Genomic DNA, 22,641 nt, shown 5'->3' with positions numbered 1-22,641 from the left:
CATGGCTGCTGACCCTAAAAACCCTTCCATATCCCTATGCGGTGAGAAATGCGGGCTAGGGGTACTGTCAGGGACGGGTTTGGTGTAATGCCGTTTGAGGTTCCCGAGGATCCTCCGGAACGTCTCTGGGTCTACGCTTTTGAGCAACCGAATCCGTATAGTTATGCCTGGGGACCGAACATCGGGGAACTTAAGGAACTTTATGAGAAACGGATCCCCGATTATGAAAAGCCTCATAACGCCGGTAATTACAGGAATGACAATGTATGGCCAACCGGTCATGAGTTCGGCGACAAATACAGCCCGTTTCCGCTTGATCAGTTCGAGCATATGGACAGGATATATAAAGAAGCACGTAAAGCCGCCGTGACAATCAATATACGATTCAACGACGCCGGTGCTGCGTTTACTACGTTTGGTTCGGGGTTCATATACGACGAGAATACTATCGTTACTGTAGGACACGTGGGCATAAGGAAAAATCTCAGGGCAATAATTACGACGTACGACAACAAGAAGCATGAGGGAACTGTTTCAAAAAGACAGTATGAGGATGGAAGCGGATGTGACATCGCGGTTATAAAAATGGATGAACCATTGTCAGGATATCGCAATCTCGAGATAGCTGACTCCTCTTCGCTTAAGTGCGGAGACCCGCTTGTCTCTATCGGTTCCGGCGAGGCATACAACAGCGTAGGTCGCCTGCAGGGAGTCGGAACCGTTTACATGCTGACACAAAAGTACGTATCCGAATTTCTCTCCCACTTCGATGTCCACGGCATGAGCGGCGGTCCAGTCATAGATAGAAACGGCGAAGTAGTTTCCGTGATTTCGACAGGCTGGGCCAGACCGGAAGAAGGAAGAGAACGGAATGACCCAGGACCTCTTGTAATCCGCACCCGCCTTCCGGTTTACATAAGACAGGACTACTCAGATGGTCCTAATGCGGAAACCATAGAGAGGTTTGTTAGAGAAGAGGGGTTTTTCTGCCCTCGCCCCTGATAAACGGCAGATTGTCTGGGCGCGGACCGCAAGTCTTTTGAATCGTAGAACTCCCGTGCTGCAGTGAAGCAGGAATCCCTTTCAGATAACTTCGTGGCTTGAGAAAAACTCTTAGATGGGAACGTAATGCCGTTCACCACCATTCAGCCGCAGAACACAACGGCGGCTGAAACGGGAATTCATGCCGCACATCTGTAAAACAATGGCCGAAAATTTACTTTCTGTCTTATTCCGTGCACAATGTAAGCAGTTGGCAAAGAATTCTGAGTCTTCTAGGGTAAGCAGCCTATGCGCCTGAAAAAGTGCTTATCGTTAAAAATCTTTCTCCCCGTCCTCATTGCGCTTGGCGCTATGGGGTCCACTTCCTGCGGTGGCGGTGATACGGATTACACCCCTCCACCAGTGTGCGATCTTACCTCCCAGAGAAACGAACAGAGACTGTACCTTGAGAGAGCAGGCGAGAGAAGAGACGATTATTATCCAAAGAGGTTCAGCCGTAATTTCAAGAAAAACTACAGTGCCGATATATCTCCCACAAAAAAGCATGAGGATATCGCAAGAAAAGTAAGCCGCTCCGTACTAGAGCTTGAAGTCAGAGAAACCAACAGCCAAGATCTTGGAGTGGGCAGCGCATGGCTTATTGCCCCGAAATATGCCGTTACAGCCGCCCATGCATTCATTGACTTCCAGACCTTAGAGCGAAAACCAACAGAAAGGGTGTTTATCCACACCTTTGACGGTGACAGAATAGAAGCGGAAGTAGTATATGCCGATCCGAGAGTGACAAGGGCAACCGATCTGGCATTGCTCCGCCTTGAGAGGGAAATTGACGCCACCCCCTTGAAAATAGCGGACAGAAAACCCTTAAGAAACGAATTCCTGATGGCTATAGGCGGGGGGCAGTGGCAGAAAGGCATCGGCGGATGGACAGTTTCCGCGGGACCGGCACTTGAGTTAAAAAGCGGATATCCGTTGCGCACTGACAGGATGTATCACGCGGTGCCGACCTCTGGAGGGATGAGCGGAGGACCAATATTCAACGAAGATGGAGAAGTGGTTTCCATTGTGTCCGCGGGATCCCCTCTAAGCGAACATACAATCAGGAACGCATTTGGTGTCATGCCGTCTGAGGTTCCCGAGGATCCTCCGGAACGCCTTTGGGTCTACGCTTTTGAGCAACCGCATCCGTACAGATATTCCGCCGGACCGAACATTGAACAACTTAAAGAATTTTATGAGGAAAGGATCCCCGATGATGAAAAGCCTCATAACGCCGGTAATTACAGGAATGACAATGTATGGCCAACCGGTCATGAGTTCGGCGACAAATACAGCCCGTTTCCGCTTGATCAGTTCGAGCATATGGACAGGACATATAAAGAAGCACGTAAAGCCACCGTGACTATCGGGATACGATTCAACGACGCCGTTGCGTTTGGTTCAGGGTTCATATACGACGAGAATACTATCGTCACTGCAGGACACTTGGGCATAAAGACAGGCCTCAAAGCAACAATTACGGCCTACGACAACAAGGAATATGAGGGAACTGTTTCAAAAAGGCAGTTTGGTGGGCTTGGGGAATGTGACATCGCGGTTATAAAAATGGATAAGCCAGGCGCATTGTCAGAGTATCCAGAGCTCGAGATAGCCGACTCCTCTTCACCTAAGTGCGGAGACCCTCTTGTCTCTATCGGTTCCGGAGACTTATACGACAACGTAGGCCCCCTCCAGGGAGTCGGGGCCGTTTACATGCTGACATATGACTACATGTCCGAATTTCTCTCCCACTTCACTGTCCCAGGCATGAGCGGCGGTCCCATTGTAGACAGAGACGGCAAAGTAGTTTCCATAAATTCGAGAACTGTCGGCAGAGCAGGGGAAGAAGGAGAATGGAATGACCCAGGGCCTCTTGTGATCCGCAACCGCCTTCCGGTTTATATAGGACAGGACTACTCAGAGGGACCTAATGCGGAGACCATAAGAAAGTTTGTGGAAGAACCGGGGTTTTTCTGTCCTGAAAACAGGCCGTCTGAGCGTAACGACATTCCGCCTGCGGTCCGAGCATTGGGTCCTCCGCAAGTCTTTTGAATTACAGAACTCCTGTGCTCTTGCGAAACCGGAACTCTTTTCAGGTAACTTGGTGGCTTGAGGACGTCAGGCACAACTGCTACATGTAGAGATAAGTCCAAGTTTACTCTTCATCCGAGTAGGCTTCGATGGGAAGGCACGTGCACACCAGATTCCTGTCACCGTAGGCGTTGTCTATTCTCGAAACCGGCGGCCAGAACTTGCTGGTCCTCAGATACCGAAGCGGGAAAAATGCCTGCTGGCGTGAATAGGGGTGTTTCCAGTCAGAAGACGCAAGATCCAGAACCGTGTGCGGAGAGTTTACAAGGAGGTTGTCCGAAGAGTCTGCGACACCGTCTATAATCTCCTGGATTTCCCCGCGTATCTTTATCATAGCTTCGCAGAATCTGTCCATTTCCTCCATGGACTCGCTCTCGGTGGGCTCCACCATAAGGGTTCCCGCAACCGGCCATGACATAGTCGGCGCGTGGAATCCGTAGTCCATGAGCCTTTTGGCCACATCTTCCACTGTTATTCCCGCGCTTTTTCCAAGTTCGCGCAGGTCAAGTATGAATTCATGGGCAACTCTTCCGTTCTCACCTTCGTAGAGAATATCGTAGTGCTCCCCAAGACGGGCTTTTATGTAATTGGCGTTCAGTATCGCGTGCCGGGAAGCCTCGGTCATTCCATCCCTTCCAAGAAGCCTTATGTATCCGTAGGATATAAGCAGTATGCTAGCGCTTCCCCAGGGAGCGGCGGATATCGCTCCGCAGGGCTTCTCGTCCCCTACCCCTTCCACAACGCAATGTCCGGGGAGATGCGGAGCAAGATGGGACGCGACACATATGGGACCCATTCCCGGACCTCCGCCTCCATGGGGAATGCTGAAAGTCTTGTGCAGGTTTATGTGACATACGTCAACGCCGATGAGAGAGGGAAAGCAAAGACCTACCTGCGCGTTAAGATTGGCCCCGTCCATGTAAACCTGCGCGCCGTTTGAGTGAATTATGTCGCATATCTCCCTTATCCCGGACTCGAATACCCCGTGAGTCGAAGGATAGGTAATCATAAGACATGCAACTTTCCCCTCGTTTTTCCGGCAGCAGCGGTGAAGGTCATCTATGTCCACATCCCCGTTTTTCCGGCATTTTACTACCACGACGTCCATTCCAGCCATCCTGGCGCTTGCGGGATTGGTTCCATGCGCAGAAGAGGGAATCAGCACCACGTTCCTCTCAGTCTCTTTTCTCTCCTCAAAGTACCTGCGTATTACCATGAGGCCCGCGTACTCCCCCTGAGCTCCCGAATTGGGCTGAAGCGAGCAGGCACTAAGCCCCGTTATTTCGCATAGATATTCTTCGAGATCGTTGATCACCTGTGCGTAACCCGCTGCCTGGTCGCGGGGCACAAAGGGGTGTATTCTCGAGAACTCCTCCCAGCTTATCGGAATCATTTCCGTCGTGCCGTTGAGTTTCATTGTGCAGGAGCCAAGAGGGATCATGGAATTAGCCAGAGAAAGATCCCTGCCCTCAAGGCTCTTTATGTACCTGAGCATAAGTGTTTCCGAGTGGTAGCGGTTAAATACCGGCTGAGAAAGAAAATCTCCTTTCCTCACAAGACTATCGGGCACAGACGCAATGTCAGAAACGCTGTCCGGGGCAACGGACACCTTCTCCTCAAGTCCGAGGGACTCTGAGAAAAGCGAAAGTATCTCCGCGACATCCCCCTCGGTGACGGTCTCGTCAAGTGATATGCAGATTTTCTGGTCCGGAAGATACCTGAAATTGATCTTCCTTTTGAGGGCATTTGCACGAAGTACATCGCAGGCCCCTTCTCCGCATGACGAAAGATCCACGAGCAGGGTATCGAAAAACGTTCCGTTCAACTGGGAAAGCCCCATTTCCCTGAGGCCCAGATCAAGCATCTTAGCAAGGGTGTTTATCCTCCCTGAGATGCGCCGCAGCCCGGCCGGACCGTGGTAAACCGCATACATCGAGGACATTATGGCAAGCAGAGACTGGGCGGTGCATATATTGGAAGTGGCCCTCTCTCTTCTTATGTGCTGTTCCCTTGTCTGAAGGGCCATTCTGTAGGCGGGGTTCTTGTTGCCATCAAGAGACACCCCTATTATTCTTCCGGGAACCTGCCTTCCGAACTCTTCCCTCGTGGCGAAATACGCGGCGTGAGGACCGCCGTAGCCGACCGGAACCCCGAGTCTCTGCGAAGTTCCCACGACGGCGTCGGCGCCGAAGCGCCCGGGAGGCGTAAGCAGCGCAAGGCTCATGAGATCGGCCGCAACTGCAACCATTATGCCGTGAGCGTGAGCGGTTTTTACGAATTCCGAGTAGTCCCTGACTTCACCGAAGGCGTCCGGATACTGCAGAAGCGCACCGAAAAAGCTCCCGTCAAGCGAAATTTGATCCTCTTCTCCCTCCACGACCCTTATCCCAAGAGGCTCCGCCCGTGTCCTCAGAACATCAATGGTCTGGGGAAAACATCTTCGGGAAACGAAAAACCTGTCTGCGTCCGCCTTCTCCCGTTTAGCGCCGCTCAGCCTGTGAAACATGGCCATGGCCTCGGCAGCCGCCGTTGCTTCATCGAGCAGCGAGGCGTTTGAAAGTTCCATAGCCGTAAGTTCCGAAATCACCGTCTGGAAGTTAAGGAGGGCTTCAAGCCGTCCCTGCGATATTTCGGCTTGGTAAGGAGTGTACTGGGTGTACCAGCTTGGATTCTCGAGAATGTTCCTTGAGATGACTGCCGGGACCACGCAGTCGTAGTAACCCAGACCTATGTACGACCTGAATATAGTGTTCTCGCGTGCAATAGCCCTTATATGGTCAAGATAGGAGCTCTCGGTCATGGCAGCGGGAACGGCCATCTCAATCTCTGAAAGCAGGTCAGCCGGTATGGTTTCCCGCACCAGTTCCTCAAGGCTCTCCGCCCCAGCGCACGAAAGCATCTGGCGTGCTTCCTCGGGCGTGGGACCTATGTGCCTCGCCGAGAAAAAATCCTCTTGTTCATAAATGCCGTTTTCGTTTCGCAATCACAATTCTCCCCAAATAATCGCCCCATCCATGCCACCGGGACATATCAGGCATCTTCCTCGTCTTCTATCAGTTCTTCGTAACCGGAAGGATCAAGAAGACTCTCGACTTCGCTTGCGTCAAGTTCGTCGGTATGAATCTTTACGATCCATCCGTCACCGTAAGGGTCGGCGTTTACAAGTTCCGGGGAATCCACGAGAAGATCGTTCACCTCGGCAATTTCCCCCGAGACCGGAGCGAAAAGCTCAGAAACCGCCTTTGTCGACTCCGCCGCACCGAAGGAGTCTCCCTGAACGAGTTCTTCTCCTTCAACCGGCAGTTCAACAAAAACTATCTCCCCCAAGGCTTCCTGGGCGTAATCCGTTATTCCGATCACGGCCCTGTCCTCTTCAAATCTCACCCACTCATGCTCCTCAGTGTATTTCAAGTCTTTCGGTACACTCATAACCTAAATGCTCCTTTATGTTCTTTGATTAAGACATACCGTCTTTATGAAGCGGAAATTCAGAAGAAACCGCCTTTCTCACATCTCCCCGGATCTCAATTCCTATCTCATCTCCGCACTTAACTTCACCCGAGGCAACCGAAGCAATGCCCACGCCAATACCAAGAACCGGTGACATGGTGCCGCTTGTAACCTCTCCTATTTTTTTTCCGTTCTTCACTACCCCATAGCCGTGTCTGGGAACCCCCCTATCAAGCATCTTAAAACCGATGCTTTCCCTGGCCGCTCCGCTCTCCACCTGCTCCAAGAGCACGTCTCTGCCTATAAAATCGCCCTTGTCCATCTTCACGTATCTATTAAGGCCAGCCTCGACCGGAGTCGTTTTCTCATCCAGTTCGTTTCCGTAAAGAGGATATCCGGCTTCCATCCTAAGCGTGTCGCGCGCTCCCAGACCGCAAAGAGCAATCCCGAATTCGCTCCCGCTTTCAAAAAGCTTCTCCCAGATCCCGACCGCGTCTCCCGCGGGCACGAACAGTTCAAAGCCGTCTTCACCCGTGTAACCCGTCCTGGCCGCTATAGCCCCTGCCGCATCACCCTCAAGGATCCTGAAAGAGAACCTCGGAAAATCCCGCACGCTCTCTTCGCCAAGCGCCCTTTCCATTACTGATACAGAACGAGGTCCCTGAACGGCGATCTGCGCGTAGGCCGAACTCGCATCGGTTATCTCAACATCAAATCCCTCGCAGTTATCACCGATCCAGCGGTAGACCTTCTCGGTGTTGGACGCGTTTACGCACACAAGGAAATGATCAGCCGAAAACCTGTAGGTTATAAGGTCGTCAATCGCCCCACCGTCGGGGTAGCAGAAAAGACCGTAGCGGGCCCGGCCGTCCCGGAGCCCCGCCATGTCGTTGGTGTTAAGCTTCTGACAGACGGCTTCAGCCTGGGTCCCCGTGATCTCTATTTCTCCCATGTGGCTTACGTCGAAAAGGCCGCAGGCCGTCCTGACCGCCATGTGTTCCCGTCTTATACCTTCAAACTGAAGAGGAAGCTTCCACCCGGCAAAATCGATCATCTTCGCCCCGAAACTCTTGTGTGTTTCGTATAAAGGGGTGTAAGTCATATACTAGATTAAACATCCAAAAAAGTGGACTGTCAAAATAACCTCGAGGAACCGCCCTAAATTCCCCTTCACCAGCGGTGCGGGTAATGGACAACTGGATATACGACATGAAAATTATCTTTATGATAAACTCCGTATAATGATTTCATGATTGAATGGAGTCGGAATACCAAATTTAGGACAGACCATCGTCAATGCCGCCTTGGCAGGCCGTGTGCCGGGCGGGCGGAAGCCGGAAGCTGAACGCAAGATGAATTACCCCAAAATAACTGTCTACGCCGTATGCCTCTGTTTGCTTGTCTTGTTACCGTCTGCGCCGGCAGTAGCGCAGACCTGGAATGCATTCAATGCCCAGTTGCTCTATGGCGCGGACTTCAAACTGGAGCGTGAGAAAGCGGAAACCCTCACTCTGGAATGGATTAACGGATGGGCCTATGGCGATAACTTTGCCTTTGTGGATATCCGACCATTGAGAGGTAACAGTTCATTCTATGGGGAGTGGTCGCCCCGTCTGAGCTTCTCCAAAATAAGCGGTAAAGCTTTTTCCGCAGGGCCGGCGAAAGACGTGCTTCTGTCCGGCACTTTGGAAAAGGGAGAAGACTTTACCAACTATCTCGTTGGCGCCGCGGTGGACCTTGATGTGCCCGGGTTTAACTTCGTCCAGACAAACGGCTACTTAAGGGAGAATCCGGACCTTGCCGGAACAACTTGGCAGGTGACAGTGGTTTGGAATACGACCTTCGAAACGGGGCCGGCGCACTGGATGTTTAATGGCTATTTCGACTGGGCCGGCTCAGAGGGTGAGGCTGAAACATCCGCCTATGAAAAACAAAACTTTCTTATGCAGCCCCAGCTCCTGCTGGATGCGGGTCGTCTGGTGAATAGGCAGGGGAAGGTATATGTCGGTATTGAGTGGTGGTATTGGCACAACAAGTTTGGCATCTCGGGGGTCAAGGAATCAGTTGTTCAGGCAATGATAAGGGTGAACTTGTAGCTGATACCCATTGCCGGGCACAGCGGGAAAATCGTCGGCTGCGGTCACATACGCGGGAATCAGGCGCGAGGGTCCGTCTTTGCCTGTGCTGTCTTTTTCATTATAATCGATAGTTGATCGCAGGTTCGCCGTTTGCTTCTGCGGTTCCACGCAACCCCGGAATAAGACATGAGACACCTCTTTTTCCCCGCGGGGGCACAGCCTCTTTTTTCGTTCTCCGACGCAGAAGGCTTTTTCGGCCTCATGGTGGACAACCTCGTCCAGTACGTTCTGATCATGATACTGCTCACCGGACTTGTGGGTCTGCAAAGGGAGTTCGTCGTCTCCTCGGTCCTCCCTGCCATAGCGATATCGCTTATTATCGGCAATCTCTACTACGCATGGCTTGCGCAACGACTCTCGGCAGCCACCGGAAGAAAAGACGTAACGGCGCTTCCCTACGGAGTAAACACGATTTCCCTGTTCGCCTTCATCTTCCTGGTAATGATCCCGGCGAAACTGGCGGCCGAAAGCCGGGGAGTCCCCCCTCAGGAAGCCGCGCTTGTGGCTTGGCGCGTCGGGGTCGCGGCTTGCTTTCTCTCCGGAGTCATTGAACTCGCAGGATCCCTTGTAGCCGAGAGGATCAGAAAGGCGACTCCGCGCGCCGCGCTGCTCACTTCCCTTGCCGGAATAGCCGTGGCGTTTCTCTGCATGGACTTTGCCGCAAGATGCTTCGCCTATCCCCTGGTCGCCCTGCTCTCTCTGGGAGTGCTGCTGTTCACCCTGCTCTCAAGAACGAGGCTTCCGCTTGGAATTCCGGGAGTCGGCCTGGCGCTCGTCCTGGGAATATTCACCGCGTGGCTTCTCTTTGCGGTGGGATTCGGAGCGGAAACAACGGTGTCGGGACCTGCCGTGAGCCAAGCTCTTGGCGACGTGGGATTCTATCTGCCCGTTCCGATCCTGGGGGATCTTGTAGCAGGGCTTTCTGATCCCCTCGTGCGCTCGGTGCTGATTCCGGTCGTGCTTCCTATGGGTCTTTACAATATCCTCGGGTCCCTTCAGAACATAGAGTCCGCCGAGGCCGCGGGAGACCCCTACCCCACCGGATCGTGCCTTGCGGTTAACGGTGCGGGATCGATAGCTGCCTCACTTTTCGGGTCGTGCTTCCCAACGACCATATATATAGGACATCCGGGATGGAAGGAAATGGGGGCGAAAGGAGGATACTCGGTAATAAACGGAATTTTCTTCGCCGTGGTATCGCTTGTCGGCTTGGGTTCCCTGGTCTCGGCGCTGGTGCCGATCGAAGCCGCGGGAATAATACTTATATGGATAGGGCTCGCGATGACATCTCAAGCGTTTCAGACCACTCCCCGCTCCCATGCTCCCGCCGTGGCCTTGGGACTGATACCAGCACTTGCGGCGTGGGGAACCGTGGTGGTTTCCCAGACCGTCTCGGCGGTGGGAGCCGCTATATCGGACGGTTCGGTGGCCACCCGTGCGTTTGAGAACCTCAACGCGTTTGTCTTTTCGGGTCTTCAATTGCCCGGGCTGGTAGCACTTTCCCAGGGATTCATGCTTTCGTCGGTGGTCTGGGCCGCAACAGCCGTCTGCCTCGTTGAACGCAGGCTAAACCAGGCGGCAGCGTGGATGGGAGCGGGAGCCGTGATGGCGTTTTTCGGCTTCATACACGCGGGAGAAATCTCGGTTGAGGGAAACCTCTATTCTCTCGGTTTCGGAACGGGAGCCAAGTGGGCAGTCGGATATGCTCTTTCAGCCGCCTTTTTCATGATTGTCTCCCACGTTAACCGCAAAAGCGGCGGGGGCGCAGCAGGTTGACCGATAGAGGAAACTCCCGAAGAATACGGGATTTCTACTCAGTTCTTTACGGAAGATACGGCCCGCAGAACTGGTGGCCCGCCCGGACGAGGCTTGAGTGCGCGACGGGAGCCATACTCACTCAGAACACTTCCTGGGTGAACGTGGAAAAAGCCATAGAGGCGCTCAGGGAGAATTCAATGCTCTCTGCAAAAAAACTCAGAGCGGTATCCCATGAGCAGCTCGCAGTCTTGATCCGCCCCTGCGGATATCACAACTTAAAAGCAAAGAGGCTTAAGAACTTCATCGACTTCCTGTTTGCCGGTTACGGAGGAGTGATGGAGAACATGCTGGCTGAGGACACCGACAGACTCAGGGAAAAGCTGCTCTCAGTGAACGGCATCGGCGAAGAGACGGCTGACTCAATATTGCTCTATGCGCTCGGCAAACCTGTGTTCGTGGTCGATAACTACTCCCGGAGAATTCTCCGCCGCCACCGCCTGATTCCCGAGGGAGCAAGCTACTCGGAAATGCAGAAACTTTTTGTACGAAGCCTCTCGGTCGATGTGGAAGTTTTCGGAGAGTACCACGCGCTCATAGTAAAAACGGGAAAACTCCACTGCCGGAAGACACCCCACTGCGAGGGCTGCCCGCTTGAGCACGACCCGCACGATCCCGGAATAGATTTGGTTTAGCAGGAAATAAGAACAAAGCCCCGGTCGGGGCGGAAATCAGCCTTTTTTCGAGGTCGCAAACTCCACTACGGCCTTGAAGCTCTCGGGGTTTCTTACGGCAAGCTCAGAGAGGCTTTTGCGGTCAAGCTCGACCCCCGATTTCTTGAGCGCGTCGATGAACCTGCTGTATGAAAGACCGAAGGGTCTTACGCCGGCGTTTATCCTCATGATCCAAAGCGCCCTGAAATCCCTTTTTCTGCGGCGCCGGTCCCTGTAGGAATAGGCAAGCGCCCTGAGTATGGTTTCCTTAGCCCTTCTGAAATTGTTCTTTCTTCTGCCCCAGTACCCCTTGGCAAGCTTAAGAACTCTTTTTTTACGTCTTCTGGAAGTGACTCCTCTTTTTATGCGCATCGGTATTCTCCGTCTGTATCAGCTCACAGGTAAGGAACATAGGTCTTGATCTTCTTGGCGGCGGAACCTTCAAGGAAATCCGGCTCCAGCAGTCTCCGCATCCTCTTTGAGCTTTTCTTTACGTTTATATGGCTTTTGCCACCCTTGTTTCTTCTTATCTTCCCGCTTCCCGTAGCGGAAAATCTTTTCGCCGCGCTGCGGTTCGTTTTCATCTTAGGCATCTGGTAAATCCCTCACTGTTTTTTTGCCGGTACAAGAATCATTATCAGGTTCTTGCCCTCTATTTTGGGCTCCATGTCCACCGAGGCCACATCGGACAGTTTCTCGCGAACCTCATTTGCAAGTTCGCGGCCGAGTTCCGGATGAACTATTTCCCTGCCCCTGAAAAATATCCTCATCCTGGTTTTGTGACCCGCTTCAAGAAAACCCCTCATCCGGTTTACCTTGACTTCAAGATCGTGTTCCCCTATGTTGGGTCGAAATTTTATCTCCTTTACCGTCTGATCTTTCTGTTTTTTCGCGCTCCGTTGTTTTCTAAGTTCGTACTTGAACTTCCCGTAGTCCATGAGTCTGCATACGGGCGGGGTAGCGTTTGATGCGACCTCAACCAGATCGACTTCTTTTTCCTCCGAAATCCGCAAGGCGTCTTCAATGCTTACGACTCCCAGCTGCTCACCCTCGACATCTATGAGCCTGACCTCCTTTGAGGTAATCCTCCTGTTAACGCGAGTCTCAGGGACGCGGGCCCGGGAATTACTCCTTCTCCTTCTAGCTATGCCTTTACCTCCATCCAGCTGTAGGGATCGTTCTCCCCGGTGACGATTTCGATAAAATCATCCACAGGCAACGCCTCCATGGCGTCCCCACCGTATTTTCTGGGAGCAACCGTTCCCGTTTCGACCTCCTTGTCTCCTACAACCAGCAGATAGGGGATTTTCATTACCTGCGCTTCCCTAACCTTATATCCTAGCTTCTCGTTTCGCAAATCGCTTGCGACCCTGATTCCCCGGCGGCGAAGCTCGGCGCAGACTTCCTCGCAGTACTCGGCCTGGCTTTGTCCCACGGATGCCACCCTTACCTGCTCGGGACTGAGCCAGAGCGGAAACGCTCCCCCGTAATGTTCTATCAGGATTCCGAAGAACCGCTCGATCGAGCCGAATATGGCCCTGTGTATCATTATCGGGGTATGTCTAGCGTTATCCTCACCCACAAACTCCATTTCAAACCGCTCGGGCAGGTTGAAATCTACTTGAATAGTTGAGCACTGCCAAGCCCTGCCTATCACGTCCTTTATTTTAAGATCTATTTTGGGACCGTAAAAGGCTCCCCCGCCGCTGTCCACTCCGTAGGGAAGACCGGCATCTGAGAGAGCCTGCTCGATTGACTCTATCGACCTCTCCCAGTTCTCCTCGCTTCCGACGAACTTCTCCGGGCGCGTAGAGAGAAAAATCTCGTAATTATCAAACCCGAAAGTTCTGAGAAAATCCAGAGTGAGGCGAAGCACCCCGGAGACCTCTTCGCGTATCTGGTCGGGGCGGCAGAATATGTGGGCGTCGTCCTGGGAGAAACCCCTCACTCTGAGAAGACCGTGAAGAACCCCCGAGCGCTCGTAGCGGTAAACGGTTCCTATCTCCGCCCACCTGATTGGCAGGTCCCTGTAGCTCCTCGTCTTTGATTTGTAAATCAGTATGTGGAAAGGGCAGTTCATGGGTTTTACCTGGTAATCGGAGCTCTCAACCTCCATGCACGAGAACATGTTCTGCGAGTAGAAGTCCACGTGACCGCTTGTGCGCCAGAGGTCAAGCTTGGCCATGTGCGGAGTGTAGAGCAACTCGTAGCCCCTTGAGACATGCTCCTTCTTCCAGAAATCCTCTATCACGCTTCTTACCCTGGCCCCCCTCGGATGCCAGAGGATGAGACCGGGACCTATCTCATCGTTCACGCTGAAAAGATCAAGCTCCCTTCCAAGCTTGCGGTGATCCCTTTTTTTGGCCTCCTCAAGGTCGCGCAGATACTTGCGCAGATCCTTTTTGTCCCAGAAGGCCGTTCCGTAAATTCTCTGGAGCATCGGGTTGTTCTCGTTGCCCCTCCAGTAAGCCCCTGCGGAACTCGTGAGCTTAAAGGCCTTTATGAGCCCCGTAGAGGGAAGATGCGGTCCCCTGCAGAGATCATACCAGTCAGTCTGATCGTATATTGTTATCTCCTCCCCTTCGGGAAGATCGTTTATTATCTCCACCTTGTAGTTCTCCTTTATCCCGGAGAAAATGGCGACGGCCTCCTCTCTGGTGACCGATTTTCTTACAAGAGGACGGTTTCTCTTTATTACCTCGAGCATCCTCGCTTCGATGTTCTCAAGATCCTCGGGGGTAAAGCCTCTTTTGAAATCAAAATCGTAGTAAAAGCCGTTCTCTATCACGGGACCTATGGTGACACGGGCTTCGGGGAAAAGAGACTGGACGGCTTCGGCCAGAACGTGGGCCGTGGTGTGCCTAAGGAGCCCCAGAGATGCTTCGGTATTGCTTTTTACGGGCAGAAGATCGCAGTCACCCTCAAGGCGGTGCCAGAAATCAACAACCTGGCCATCTACTACGGCCCCTACGGTGCGTTTGTCTGCGTCAAGCTCCGCGAGCGCTTCCCCGACGGTCGTTCCCGAAGAAAAAATGCCCTGCTTTCCGTCGATATTTACCTGCATATCCAACCGATTCGTCCCCTGGACTCCATGGTGAGCACGGCAGGATTTGAACCTGCGACCCCTTGCACGTCAAGCAAGTGCTCTGCCACTGAGCTACGTGCTCAAAAACTTGGTATTGTCTTTAATTATGCCGTATTGTCAAGAACGGCGATGATGCCTGTTACATGCCTGTTACGATACTTGACCACGTTATCCTCTGGCAGGTATTTTATGTGTATTCTTATGTGTGGAGGATTACACAATAGCTACAAACTTGGCGATAGACCCACAACTGCTTGACAGGGCGCTTGAAGTCGGTGGCGAGAAAACGAAGAAGGCAACCGTCAACAGGGCCTTATGGGAGTTCATTGCACGGCGTGAGCAGGAACGCTTGCTTGAGCTGTTCGGCAAACTCGACTGGGACGACGAGTACGACTACAAGCGGGAACGGACGCGCCGGTAATGCTGTTTGCAGACACCAGCGTCTGGTCGCTTGCCTTGCGACGAGACCCGTCTCCCGAAGTACCCCATGTGCGACGCCTGCGGGATGCGCTCAGCGGCGGTGAAGCGGTTCACACGACCGGAATCGTGCTCCAAGAATTGTTGCAAGGCTATCGGGGACCAAGGGCCAAGGCACAGATTGTGGAACGTTTCACCGCCCTTGCTCTGATTGTCCCGGCACGTGATGACCATATCGACGCGGCCGAACTCCGCAACACGTGCCGCCACCACGGCATTCAGGTTGGAACTATTGATGCACTGCTCGCGCAACTCTGCATCCGTCACAATTTGGTTATGTTGACGACTGACCGTGATTTCAGCCACATCTCAGAATGGACACCGCTACAACTCTGGCGTGCCTAATGACTCCGTAGGTTGAGAAATCCAGATGAAAAGGGCTCTCCCCAAGATTCCGTCATTATACAGTTACGTCCAAATCACTTCCCGGCCCATTATCAGACCGGATAATTTACTTCCAGTACCCTTCTGAAAGCTTAAATCAAGCGAAAAAATTTAAAATCGAGTTTGCTTAAATTCACGGGTTGCCTGACCGAGAGCTGCCTAATTTGCTTCCGCGCCAAAGAGCGCCTGTGTAGGACAAGCGCCTCGGTCAAGCACCACCGTGATAAATGTCCAACAGGAAGTTCGTGCCATCGAGCACCCGTACTGGATCCGACAAACATCACGGCTAACCCGAATTTACATGGAGGTATTAATTTACATGAAGAATCATGAATCTCTATTTTTTGCAGGCATTGACTGGGGGAGAAATTCCCACCAGGTCTGCGTTGTTGATCGCGAAGGTTCCGTCATCGGAGAAAAAAGCTTCAAGCACTCAGGAGGCGGTCTTTTGGAAATGGCTCAGTGGATGAGAAAGATCTCAGACTCTGAGGTCTGCGACATAGCAGCAGCTATTGAGGTAAACCACGGCCCTGTCGTGGAAAGTCTTGTTGAACAGGGCTTCCGGGTTTATTCCATAAACCCAAAACAGCTTGACCGCTTCAGGGACAGATTCTGCGTCTCAGGAGCCAAGGATGACAGAAGAGACGCCTTGGTACTGGCTTCGGCGCTTAGAACGGATCGTTATCACTTCCGCTTTATTGAACCCCAGGACCCCAATGTCATAATCCTGCGGGAATTCAACAGAACCAGAGAGGAGCTCACAGCAGAACACACCCGCTTGGTAAACCGTCTCCGCGGACTGCTCTTCAGGTATTACCCCCAGTTCGGCGAGCTTCTGGGCAAGAAGGTAAGCGCGTGGCACCTGGAACTATGGGAGCTTATGCCTTGTCCTGACTCTACAAAAGGAAAAAGAGTCTCAACGGTCAAGAACCTCCTCAGACGCAACGGAGTGAGGCGTTTTAACGCGAAGGAGGTGCTCAGGGTATTGCATGACAAGAAAATAGAATTAAACGATGCAACCACCGAGAGCTGCGTTTGGCACATAAGGAAAATCATTGAACGCATGAAAGTGATAGACCGCCAGATAAAAGAGACCGAAGACTCTATCAAACAGATTGTTGAGACCATGAACTCAAAACTCAAGACCGAGGGCCAAGGGCCAACCGACATTGAGATACTCATCTCCATTCCGGGGGTGGGACATGTAGTTCTCGCTACTTTGATTGCCGAGGCTTGGGACCTTATACGTCGTCGAGACCGCGAGGCGCTTCGATGTCTTGGAGGTACGGCCCCTGTAACGAGACAGTCGGGCAAAAGCAGACAGGTTGTTCTGCGAAGAGCGGTATGCAGGAACCTCGCCGACGCGTTTCATGTTCTGGGCAGGATAGCCGCAGTCAATGATCCGGCGAGCAAGGCCAAATATAAAGCACTTCGCGCAAAAGGCCATCGTCATTGCAGATCTGTTCGTACTGTATGCGATCGTCTTTTATCGGTTGCCTGCGCTATACTGAAAAAGGGAGAATTGTTCGACAAGGAGTTCAAGAAACCCTTGGAGGATATTGCGGTGTGAATGGAAACCAAGCAGGAATGAAATCGTCAGGGAAAGCAGAACAAAAGAACAGAGAAAATCGAGGAGGAATCTTAAAAAAGGAAATTCGCACTATACATAAATTTAAGCTTGCTAAAAAACAGGAAGTCCTACAGCAACGGCGGGGACGCTTGAGAATGACTTCGGTTTCGGGTAGTTTCACCATTCAGTCAAAGCATCCCGCAAAAACGGGAATCAAGTGACGGAACCATTCGCAAAACGATACTCAGCACAGAATTCATCGGATTCGCAGAACCCACCAGGGGCAAGGTAAGAGACATCTACGATCTCGGCAAGTGCATCCTGATGATAGCCACCGACCGCATCTCCGCCTTTGACGTGATACTCCCAAACGGAATACCCTCAAAAGGTGAGGTGCTGAACCGAATCTCGGAGTTCTGGTTCCGGAAAACAGAGCATATAATCCCGAACCACATGGTCTCGACGGATCCCGAGGATTTCCCCGATCCCTTCGGGGACCATGCCAAGGTACTCTCGGGCCGTTCAATGCTCGTGAAAAAGACCGACCCGCTTCCCGTGGAGTGCGTAGTGAGAGGCTATATAAGCGGCTCGGGGTGGGAGGAGTACAGAAAAACCGGTTCCGTCTGCAGCATCCCCTTGGGGAAAGGCCTAGTTGAGTCCCAGAAGCTTCCGGAACCCATCTTCACCCCGTCAACCAAGGCCGAGCAGGGAACCCATGACGAGAACATAACGTTCGGTGAAGTGCGCGATATGATAGGTGGGGGACTCGCAGGCAGGGTACGGGACACAAGCATCGAGATCTACACTGCCGCCGCCAGAATAGCCGAGGAGAAGGGAGTGATAATAGCCGATACGAAATTCGAGTTCGGGATAGACCGCGACACTGAAGAGCTCATCCTGATAGACGAAGCCCTGACGCCGGATTCCTCAAGATTCTGGCCCCTGGAGAACTACGCTCCCGGCGGACCGCAGATGAGTTTTGACAAGCAGTTCGTAAGGGATTACCTCAAGCAAACGGGCTGGAACAGAAATCCCCCGGCTCCCGAACTCCCACCCGACATAGTAAGGAAAACAAGCGAAAAGTATCTCGAGATGCTCAGGCTTTTCCGCGGAGGATAGGGTTTTGGGAAAGACGAATTCTCCATGTAACGGCATATGCATAATGGACGAGGACACGGGGCTCTGCGTCGGATGTCTTCGCACAAGCGACGAAATAGCAGGCTGGGAGGACTATTCAGACGAGCAGAGAGCCGAGGTCATGCGTGAAATAACGCAGCGGGAAGCGGAGCAGAACCAGTGAAGACCGTCAGCGTCCTTGGCTGTGGCTGGCTCGGAGAGCCGCTCGCTTTATCTCTTAAGGATGCGGGTTTTTCGGTAAGAGGGTCGGCAAGAAAACCCGAGGGGCTCCCCGCCCTTTCGGAAAAGGGGATAGAACCCTACCTTATAGATATAGCCCCCGAGGTAAACGCGGAGAGGGCGGATGAATTTTTCTCTTCTGATGTTCTTTTCATAAACTTCCCCCCCGAGCGAAGAGACGACATCGAGACCTATCATAAAAAGCAGATCGAAAATCTCATCGAAGCGATACCGGGCCCCCGGGGGAAAATGGTCATCTTCGCCAGTTCAACCTCGGTCTATCCGAACACAAACGGAGTCGTGAGGGAAGAGGACTCCCTCCATCCCGACAAGCCGTCGGGAAAGGCTCTTCTGCACGTGGAGAGGCTTTTAATGGATAATCCTGAATTCGATACGACCGTGATACGTTTTTCAGGACTCATGGGCTACGACAGGGCTCCGATAAAATCGATCAGAAGAAAAAAACTGGTGCTAAACCCCGACTGCCCCCTTAACCTCATACACCGCGACGACTGCATAGCAATCGTCCGAAGCGTAATAGATCTTGACGTGAGAAACACTGTGCTTAACGCCACCTGCGACGAACATCCCACAAGAAGGGAGTATTACTCCCGTGAAGCCCAGAAATACGGAATCCCGCCGCCGCTTTTCGAAACGGAAAATCCCCCGCAATACAAGATAGTCTCGAACGAAAAACTGAAGAGAACACTCGGGTACAGGCTCATTTACCCGGATCCGCTTGCCATACCCTGAAAGAGACAAAAGCTATATGAAAAACGCCTAACGGCATCTTACAGTCAATTGTCGGTTCCGGCGGAAAATATTTTCGCTTGAAATCCCGATTATAACTCGTACTTCCAAATGTATTTCTCCCGAGGCATGGTAACATGTTTAATGGTTTTACGTCAGGAACAGGGTGCGTTATTCCTAGAGAAAAAGAAGTCGAACTGAGGTAATGGTCAGAGCAATCCGTTTCACACGCCAACCATTTCTGCCTGGAATTTATACCGCTGAAGCCGAAGCGACAACAATGGCGGAAAGCGGGGTAAAAGAGCGCGGTGCAGTTACAACCCGTCGCGAAGTAGTGGACTTCATCCTTGATCTGACGGAATACACAACTGACAAGGTGCTTTACAAGCAGCGCCTGCTTGAACCTTCTTTCGGCGATGGCGAATTCCTCCTGGCTGCCGTGGAACGTCTTCTGGCCACTTGGCGCAATTCTGAAATTCCCGACACTGCCCTGCAAGATGCTATCTGTGCGGTGGAATTACATCACCCCACCTTTGAAAGAACTCGCGAGCGTTTGGACAATATTCTCTCCCGGGAAAAACTCACGGCAGAGACGCGGGTCGCATTACTGAACAGGTGGTTAACTCAAGGAGACTTTCTTTTGGAATCTATAAACGGCCATTTTGATTATGTGGTCGGCAATCCGCCTTATGTAAGACATGAAATGATTCCCGACGTCTTGATGAAGGAATACCGACGTCGGTTTACCACGATCTTCGACCGCGCGGACATATATATCCCATTCATTGAAAAATCCCTGTCGCTATTGTCCAAAGATGGAACACTGGGATTTATCTGCGCGGACAGGTGGATGAAAAACCGATACGGGGGACCTCTTCGTAAACTGGTGGCAGAAAATTATCGCTTAAAATTCTACGTGGACATGGTTGATACACCTGCCTTCAATTCCGATGTTATTGCCTATCCGGCGATAACAATCATCTCCAAAGAACCCTCAGGCCCAACTCGTCTCGCCCGCCAACCTGAGATCAGCGTTGACGGTCTGGCCGCTTTATCTCAGAAGATGTTGTCCCAAGAACCAGCCGATACAGAAGACGTGGAGGAAATTAGCGGAGTCGCAGCAGGGACCGAACCATGGATATTGGAGTCCTTTGACAGATTGGCTTTAGTACGGCGGATTGAACGAGAGTTTCCTTCGCTCAAAGATGCTGGCTGCGATGTGGGAATCGGAGTAGCCACAGGTGCGGACAAGTTTTTCATCGCACCGTTTGACGCACTTGACGTTGAGGAGGACCGCAAGCTTCCCCTTGTCACTACGCGCGACATTGTCTCGGGACAAGTGCGGTGGCAGGGATACGGGGTCATTAACCCGTTTGATGATGAAGATGGTCTTGTCTCTTTAGACGACTACCCGAAGCTAGCAGACTATCTTAGGCGCTACGAGCATGAAATCAGGAAACGTCATATCTCCAGAAAGAGTCCGCATAGCTGGTACAGAACAATTGACCGCATCTATCCGGCACTGGCAAAACAGCCGAAACTGCTGATTCCGGACATCAAAGGGGAAGCGCAGATAGTATACGAAGACGGGATATTTTACCCGCACCATAATCTCTACTACATAACCTCGAAACGGTGGGATTTGAAGGTGCTGCAGGCCGTTTTGCAATCAGGTGTTGCCGAACTGTTCGTAAACACCTACTCAACGAAAATGCGCGGAGGATATCTCCGTTTTCAGGCTCAGTACCTGCGTCGCATACGCATACCGTTCTGGAAAGATGTGCCGGAACATCTTCGTTGTGAACTTGCCACCACAGTTAAAAACAGGGACATCGGTAAACGTAATGAAGCAATCTTCGAGTTATACGGAATGAAGGGAAATGAGCGTCTTGCCTTCTGCGGAACCGGAAACTGAAAAATTATGGCACTTGATCTTGCAAACTACGAGAGAAAAACCGCAACAGCGGTAAGAAAGTTCTGGAAAAACCGAGAAGCAGCGCGCAAGCGACAAAGTGACTCTGGGAGAGCCGACCAAGGGGAGCGCGCAAGCGTCACGGCCGGAAAGAATATGGACGGTTTTCTCGACCTGGTCTCCAGTCTTGTCCGTAGAAACGGTATGAAGGATGCAAAAGTTCTGAAACAAGGACGCGTATTGACTCTTCCCGGTTATTTCCGCCCAACAAAGATTTGGGATTTGTTGATATTGAGGAGAGGCCGCCTAGTTGCGGCTATCGAGTTGAAATCACAGGTCGGCCCCTCATTCGGTAACAATTTTAACAACCGTACCGAAGAAGCTATAGGAACCGCTGTCGATCTGTGGACGGCCTATCGCGAAGGCGCGTTCGGTGAACAGTCACGACCATTTCTGGGATGGCTGATCCTTCTTGAAGATACCCATGTATCGCGCAAACCGGTAAAAAATCGGTCTCCCCACTTCCAACTGTTCCCGGATTTTCAGAACGCTTCCTATGCGGATCGCTACGACGTTTTCTGCAAAAAACTCGTTCAGGAACGACTCTACTCGGCCGCATGCGTCCTCATGTCCCCCCGCTCCGCCGCAAGCACCGGCAAATATACCGAAATGAGTGAAATTACAGGGCTTCGCACCTTTGTAACGGAACTTGCGGGTCATATAGCCGCCGAATCGGCAAGGTAGTGAATAGAATGCCCAGTTCATAGGATATATCCGTTACAGGGAAAAGAACTGGAGAACTGTTGAGAAAAATACTAAAAAAGGGAAAATAAACAGAAGTGAGACGCCAAGTTGTACAGTATTGGTTTCGGGTGGATGCCATAAAATTTCTAAACACGAAGCGTAATTTCTCCCGCGCGGCAGCCTAGGTGCCTATGGACGGAATCAGGGAACTCGAACTTGAGAACATAGAAGCGGTAAAGGTCCTCTACGGGGAATTTAACTCGAATCTCAAGGAAATAGAGAACGAATTCGACATAAGCATCCACACCCGGGGCAACAAAATCACTCTCAAGGGGAACGAGGAGAGGACCGCGGAGGCGGGCATGCTCATGGGGCAGATGTATTCTCTTATAGAAAAGGGGTACCTTCTCCAGCCTTCGGACATAAAGATAGCGAAAAGGCTTCTAAGCCAGAAAGACGCCTCCCTTGAAGAGATATTCCTCGACACGGTCTGCATATCCGTACGGAAAAAAATAATAACCCCCAAGACAATAAACCAGAAACTCTACATCGACGCCATAAGAAGAAACGACATGGTGTTCGGCATAGGACCAGCGGGAACGGGAAAAACCTACCTGGCGATGGCGATGGCCGTCTCGGCGTTTACGAACAAGAAAGTAAACAGAATAGTGCTCGCTCGGCCCGCCGTGGAGGCGGGAGAAAAACTGGGGTTTCTCCCCGGCGATCTCCAAGAAAAGGTGAATCCGTATCTGAGGCCCCTTTTCGACGCTCTTTACGACATGATGGATTTTGAGAGGGCAAACAGGCTGATTGAGAAAAACATGATTGAAATCGTCCCGATAGCCTACATGAGGGGAAGAACGCTGAATGACGCATTCATAATTCTCGATGAAGCGCAGAACACGACAGCCATACAGATGAAGATGTTTCTTACAAGGCTCGGATTCGGCTCAAAAACGGTCATAACGGGAGACATTACCCAGATAGACCTTGCCAAGGACCAGAACTCCGGGCTGATCGAAGCCATGAACATCCTCTCCGGAATAAAGGGAATAGAGTTCGTCAACTTCTCGAAAACTGACGTCATAAGGCATCCTCTAGTGATGAAAATAATAGACGCGTACGAAAAAATTAAGGATAATGTGAGCGGACGTACCCCGTAACAGGAGAAAACA

The 22,641-nt window shown here is 51.9% G+C and carries 21 protein-coding genes and 1 tRNA gene; 14 read left to right on the top strand and 8 right to left on the bottom strand.

All coding sequences use genetic code 11. The annotated features are described in order from the left end of the window. Positions 1-48: 48 nt before the first annotated feature. Positions 49-1,002: a serine protease gene (locus OXG75_00520; protein ID MCY3624475.1), complete on the top strand. Its 954-nt coding sequence runs from the start codon at positions 49-51 to the stop codon at positions 1,000-1,002. A gap of 351 nt (positions 1,003-1,353) precedes the next feature. Continuing rightward, complete coding sequence (locus OXG75_00515; GenBank protein ID MCY3624474.1) at positions 1,354-3,093, top strand: trypsin-like peptidase domain-containing protein; 1,740 nt, start codon at positions 1,354-1,356, stop codon at positions 3,091-3,093. Positions 3,094-3,196: 103 nt separating this feature from the next. On the opposite strand, the gene gcvP is transcribed toward OXG75_00515, so the two are convergent. Genes gcvP through gcvT form a run of 3 tightly spaced genes read right to left on the bottom strand, consistent with a single transcriptional unit; the run spans position 3,197 to position 7,684 of the window. Next, on the bottom strand, positions 3,197-6,115 hold the full coding sequence (gene gcvP, locus OXG75_00510; GenBank protein MCY3624473.1) for an aminomethyl-transferring glycine dehydrogenase: 2,919 nt from the start codon (positions 6,113-6,115) through the stop codon (positions 3,197-3,199). 47 nt (positions 6,116-6,162) lie between these two features. Further along, positions 6,163-6,561: a glycine cleavage system protein GcvH gene (gene gcvH, locus OXG75_00505; GenBank protein ID MCY3624472.1), complete on the bottom strand. Its 399-nt coding sequence runs from the start codon at positions 6,559-6,561 to the stop codon at positions 6,163-6,165. A 28-nt stretch (positions 6,562-6,589) separates the two neighbouring features. Further along, positions 6,590-7,684, bottom strand: a complete 1,095-nt coding sequence (gcvT, locus tag OXG75_00500) for a glycine cleavage system aminomethyltransferase GcvT (GenBank protein MCY3624471.1) — start codon at positions 7,682-7,684, stop codon at positions 6,590-6,592. A gap of 151 nt (positions 7,685-7,835) precedes the next feature. Here gcvT and OXG75_00495 point away from each other — a divergent pair, with 151 nt between their 5' ends. The 3 genes from OXG75_00495 (at position 7,836) to OXG75_00485 (ending at position 11,170) form a co-directional block, all read left to right on the top strand. Then, complete coding sequence (locus OXG75_00495) at positions 7,836-8,678, top strand: DUF5020 domain-containing protein (protein ID MCY3624470.1); 843 nt, start codon at positions 7,836-7,838, stop codon at positions 8,676-8,678. A gap of 168 nt (positions 8,679-8,846) precedes the next feature. Then, positions 8,847-10,496, top strand: coding sequence for an NCS2 family permease (locus OXG75_00490; protein MCY3624469.1), 1,650 nt, complete (start codon positions 8,847-8,849; stop codon positions 10,494-10,496). Next, positions 10,493-11,170 carry an endonuclease III domain-containing protein gene (locus tag OXG75_00485; protein ID MCY3624468.1) on the top strand — a complete coding sequence of 226 codons (678 nt, stop codon included), beginning with the start codon at positions 10,493-10,495 and terminating at the stop codon, positions 11,168-11,170. Before OXG75_00490 ends, OXG75_00485 begins: the two co-directional genes overlap by 4 nt. Positions 11,171-11,206: 36 nt before the next feature. Here OXG75_00485 and rplT read toward each other — a convergent pair whose 3' ends face one another. The 5 genes from rplT to OXG75_00460 all read right to left on the bottom strand — a co-directional run bounded on the left by rplT (position 11,207) and on the right by OXG75_00460 (position 14,355). After that, positions 11,207-11,560 carry a 50S ribosomal protein L20 gene (rplT, locus tag OXG75_00480; GenBank protein MCY3624467.1) on the bottom strand — a complete coding sequence of 118 codons (354 nt, stop codon included), beginning with the start codon at positions 11,558-11,560 and terminating at the stop codon, positions 11,207-11,209. A 23-nt stretch (positions 11,561-11,583) separates the two neighbouring features. Further along, positions 11,584-11,781, bottom strand: coding sequence for a 50S ribosomal protein L35 (gene rpmI / locus OXG75_00475; protein ID MCY3624466.1), 198 nt, complete (start codon positions 11,779-11,781; stop codon positions 11,584-11,586). A 12-nt stretch (positions 11,782-11,793) separates the two neighbouring features. Then, positions 11,794-12,336 carry a translation initiation factor IF-3 gene (infC, locus tag OXG75_00470; GenBank protein ID MCY3624465.1) on the bottom strand — a complete coding sequence of 181 codons (543 nt, stop codon included), beginning with the start codon at positions 12,334-12,336 and terminating at the stop codon, positions 11,794-11,796. After that, positions 12,333-14,252, bottom strand: coding sequence for a threonine--tRNA ligase (gene thrS / locus OXG75_00465; GenBank protein ID MCY3624464.1), 1,920 nt, complete (start codon positions 14,250-14,252; stop codon positions 12,333-12,335). Before thrS ends, infC begins: the two co-directional genes overlap by 4 nt. 28 nt (positions 14,253-14,280) lie before the next feature. Then, positions 14,281-14,355: transfer RNA gene (locus OXG75_00460), tRNA-Val, on the bottom strand. A gap of 138 nt (positions 14,356-14,493) precedes the next feature. Here OXG75_00460 and OXG75_00455 point away from each other — a divergent pair. From OXG75_00455 to OXG75_00415, 9 genes are all read left to right on the top strand, one after another. After that, on the top strand, positions 14,494-14,694 hold the full coding sequence (locus OXG75_00455; protein ID MCY3624463.1) for a type II toxin-antitoxin system VapB family antitoxin: 201 nt from the start codon (positions 14,494-14,496) through the stop codon (positions 14,692-14,694). Continuing rightward, complete coding sequence (locus OXG75_00450) at positions 14,694-15,095, top strand: PIN domain-containing protein (GenBank protein MCY3624462.1); 402 nt, start codon at positions 14,694-14,696, stop codon at positions 15,093-15,095. The genes OXG75_00455 and OXG75_00450 overlap by 1 nt, the downstream gene beginning before the upstream one ends. A 358-nt stretch (positions 15,096-15,453) precedes the next feature. Continuing rightward, positions 15,454-16,704, top strand: coding sequence for an IS110 family transposase (locus OXG75_00445; protein MCY3624461.1), 1,251 nt, complete (start codon positions 15,454-15,456; stop codon positions 16,702-16,704). 228 nt (positions 16,705-16,932) lie between these two features. After that, on the top strand, positions 16,933-17,823 hold the full coding sequence (locus OXG75_00440) for a phosphoribosylaminoimidazolesuccinocarboxamide synthase (protein ID MCY3624460.1): 891 nt from the start codon (positions 16,933-16,935) through the stop codon (positions 17,821-17,823). A gap of 4 nt (positions 17,824-17,827) precedes the next feature. After that, on the top strand, positions 17,828-18,004 hold the full coding sequence (locus OXG75_00435) for a DUF1289 domain-containing protein (protein MCY3624459.1): 177 nt from the start codon (positions 17,828-17,830) through the stop codon (positions 18,002-18,004). Further along, positions 18,001-18,813: an SDR family oxidoreductase gene (locus tag OXG75_00430; GenBank protein MCY3624458.1), complete on the top strand. Its 813-nt coding sequence runs from the start codon at positions 18,001-18,003 to the stop codon at positions 18,811-18,813. The genes OXG75_00435 and OXG75_00430 overlap by 4 nt, the downstream gene beginning before the upstream one ends. A 277-nt stretch (positions 18,814-19,090) precedes the next feature. Continuing rightward, positions 19,091-20,725, top strand: a complete 1,635-nt coding sequence (locus OXG75_00425; protein ID MCY3624457.1) for an Eco57I restriction-modification methylase domain-containing protein — start codon at positions 19,091-19,093, stop codon at positions 20,723-20,725. Between the two features lie 6 nt (positions 20,726-20,731). Beyond that, positions 20,732-21,466 carry a restriction endonuclease gene (locus tag OXG75_00420; GenBank protein ID MCY3624456.1) on the top strand — a complete coding sequence of 245 codons (735 nt, stop codon included), beginning with the start codon at positions 20,732-20,734 and terminating at the stop codon, positions 21,464-21,466. Positions 21,467-21,657: 191 nt separating this feature from the next. After that, a complete protein-coding gene (locus OXG75_00415; protein MCY3624455.1) occupies positions 21,658-22,629 on the top strand; it encodes a PhoH family protein in 972 nt (323 codons plus the stop codon). Positions 22,630-22,641: the final 12 nt, after the last annotated feature.

The sequence above is a fragment of the Candidatus Dadabacteria bacterium genome (genome assembly GCA_026705445.1).
Lineage (GTDB): Bacteria > Desulfobacterota_D > UBA1144 > Nemesobacterales > Nemesobacteraceae > Nemesobacter.
Note: the sequence above shows the minus strand (reverse complement) of the source record. Positions and strands in the feature narration are given on the sequence as shown.

Bases quoted from the DNA above. Each gene is read 5' to 3' on its own strand.
- rplT (MCY3624467.1), bottom strand. From the start codon at position 11,560: ATGCGCATAAAAAGAGGAGTCACTTCCAGAAGACGTAAAAAAAGAGTT.
- OXG75_00425 (MCY3624457.1), top strand. From the start codon at position 19,091: ATGGCGGAAAGCGGGGTAAAAGAGCGCGGTGCAGTTACAACCCGTCGC.
- thrS (MCY3624464.1), bottom strand. From the start codon at position 14,252: ATGCAGGTAAATATCGACGGAAAGCAGGGCATTTTTTCTTCGGGAACG.
- OXG75_00420 (MCY3624456.1), top strand. From the start codon at position 20,732: ATGGCACTTGATCTTGCAAACTACGAGAGAAAAACCGCAACAGCGGTA.
- OXG75_00450 (MCY3624462.1), top strand. From the start codon at position 14,694: ATGCTGTTTGCAGACACCAGCGTCTGGTCGCTTGCCTTGCGACGAGAC.
- OXG75_00490 (MCY3624469.1), top strand. From the start codon at position 8,847: ATGAGACACCTCTTTTTCCCCGCGGGGGCACAGCCTCTTTTTTCGTTC.
- gcvT (MCY3624471.1), bottom strand. From the start codon at position 7,684: ATGACTTACACCCCTTTATACGAAACACACAAGAGTTTCGGGGCGAAG.
- rpmI (MCY3624466.1), bottom strand. From the start codon at position 11,781: ATGCCTAAGATGAAAACGAACCGCAGCGCGGCGAAAAGATTTTCCGCT.
- OXG75_00415 (MCY3624455.1), top strand. From the start codon at position 21,658: ATGGACGGAATCAGGGAACTCGAACTTGAGAACATAGAAGCGGTAAAG.
- OXG75_00445 (MCY3624461.1), top strand. From the start codon at position 15,454: ATGAAGAATCATGAATCTCTATTTTTTGCAGGCATTGACTGGGGGAGA.
- OXG75_00515 (MCY3624474.1), top strand. From the start codon at position 1,354: ATGGGGTCCACTTCCTGCGGTGGCGGTGATACGGATTACACCCCTCCA.
- OXG75_00520 (MCY3624475.1), top strand. From the start codon at position 49: ATGCGGGCTAGGGGTACTGTCAGGGACGGGTTTGGTGTAATGCCGTTT.
- gcvH (MCY3624472.1), bottom strand. From the start codon at position 6,561: ATGAGTGTACCGAAAGACTTGAAATACACTGAGGAGCATGAGTGGGTG.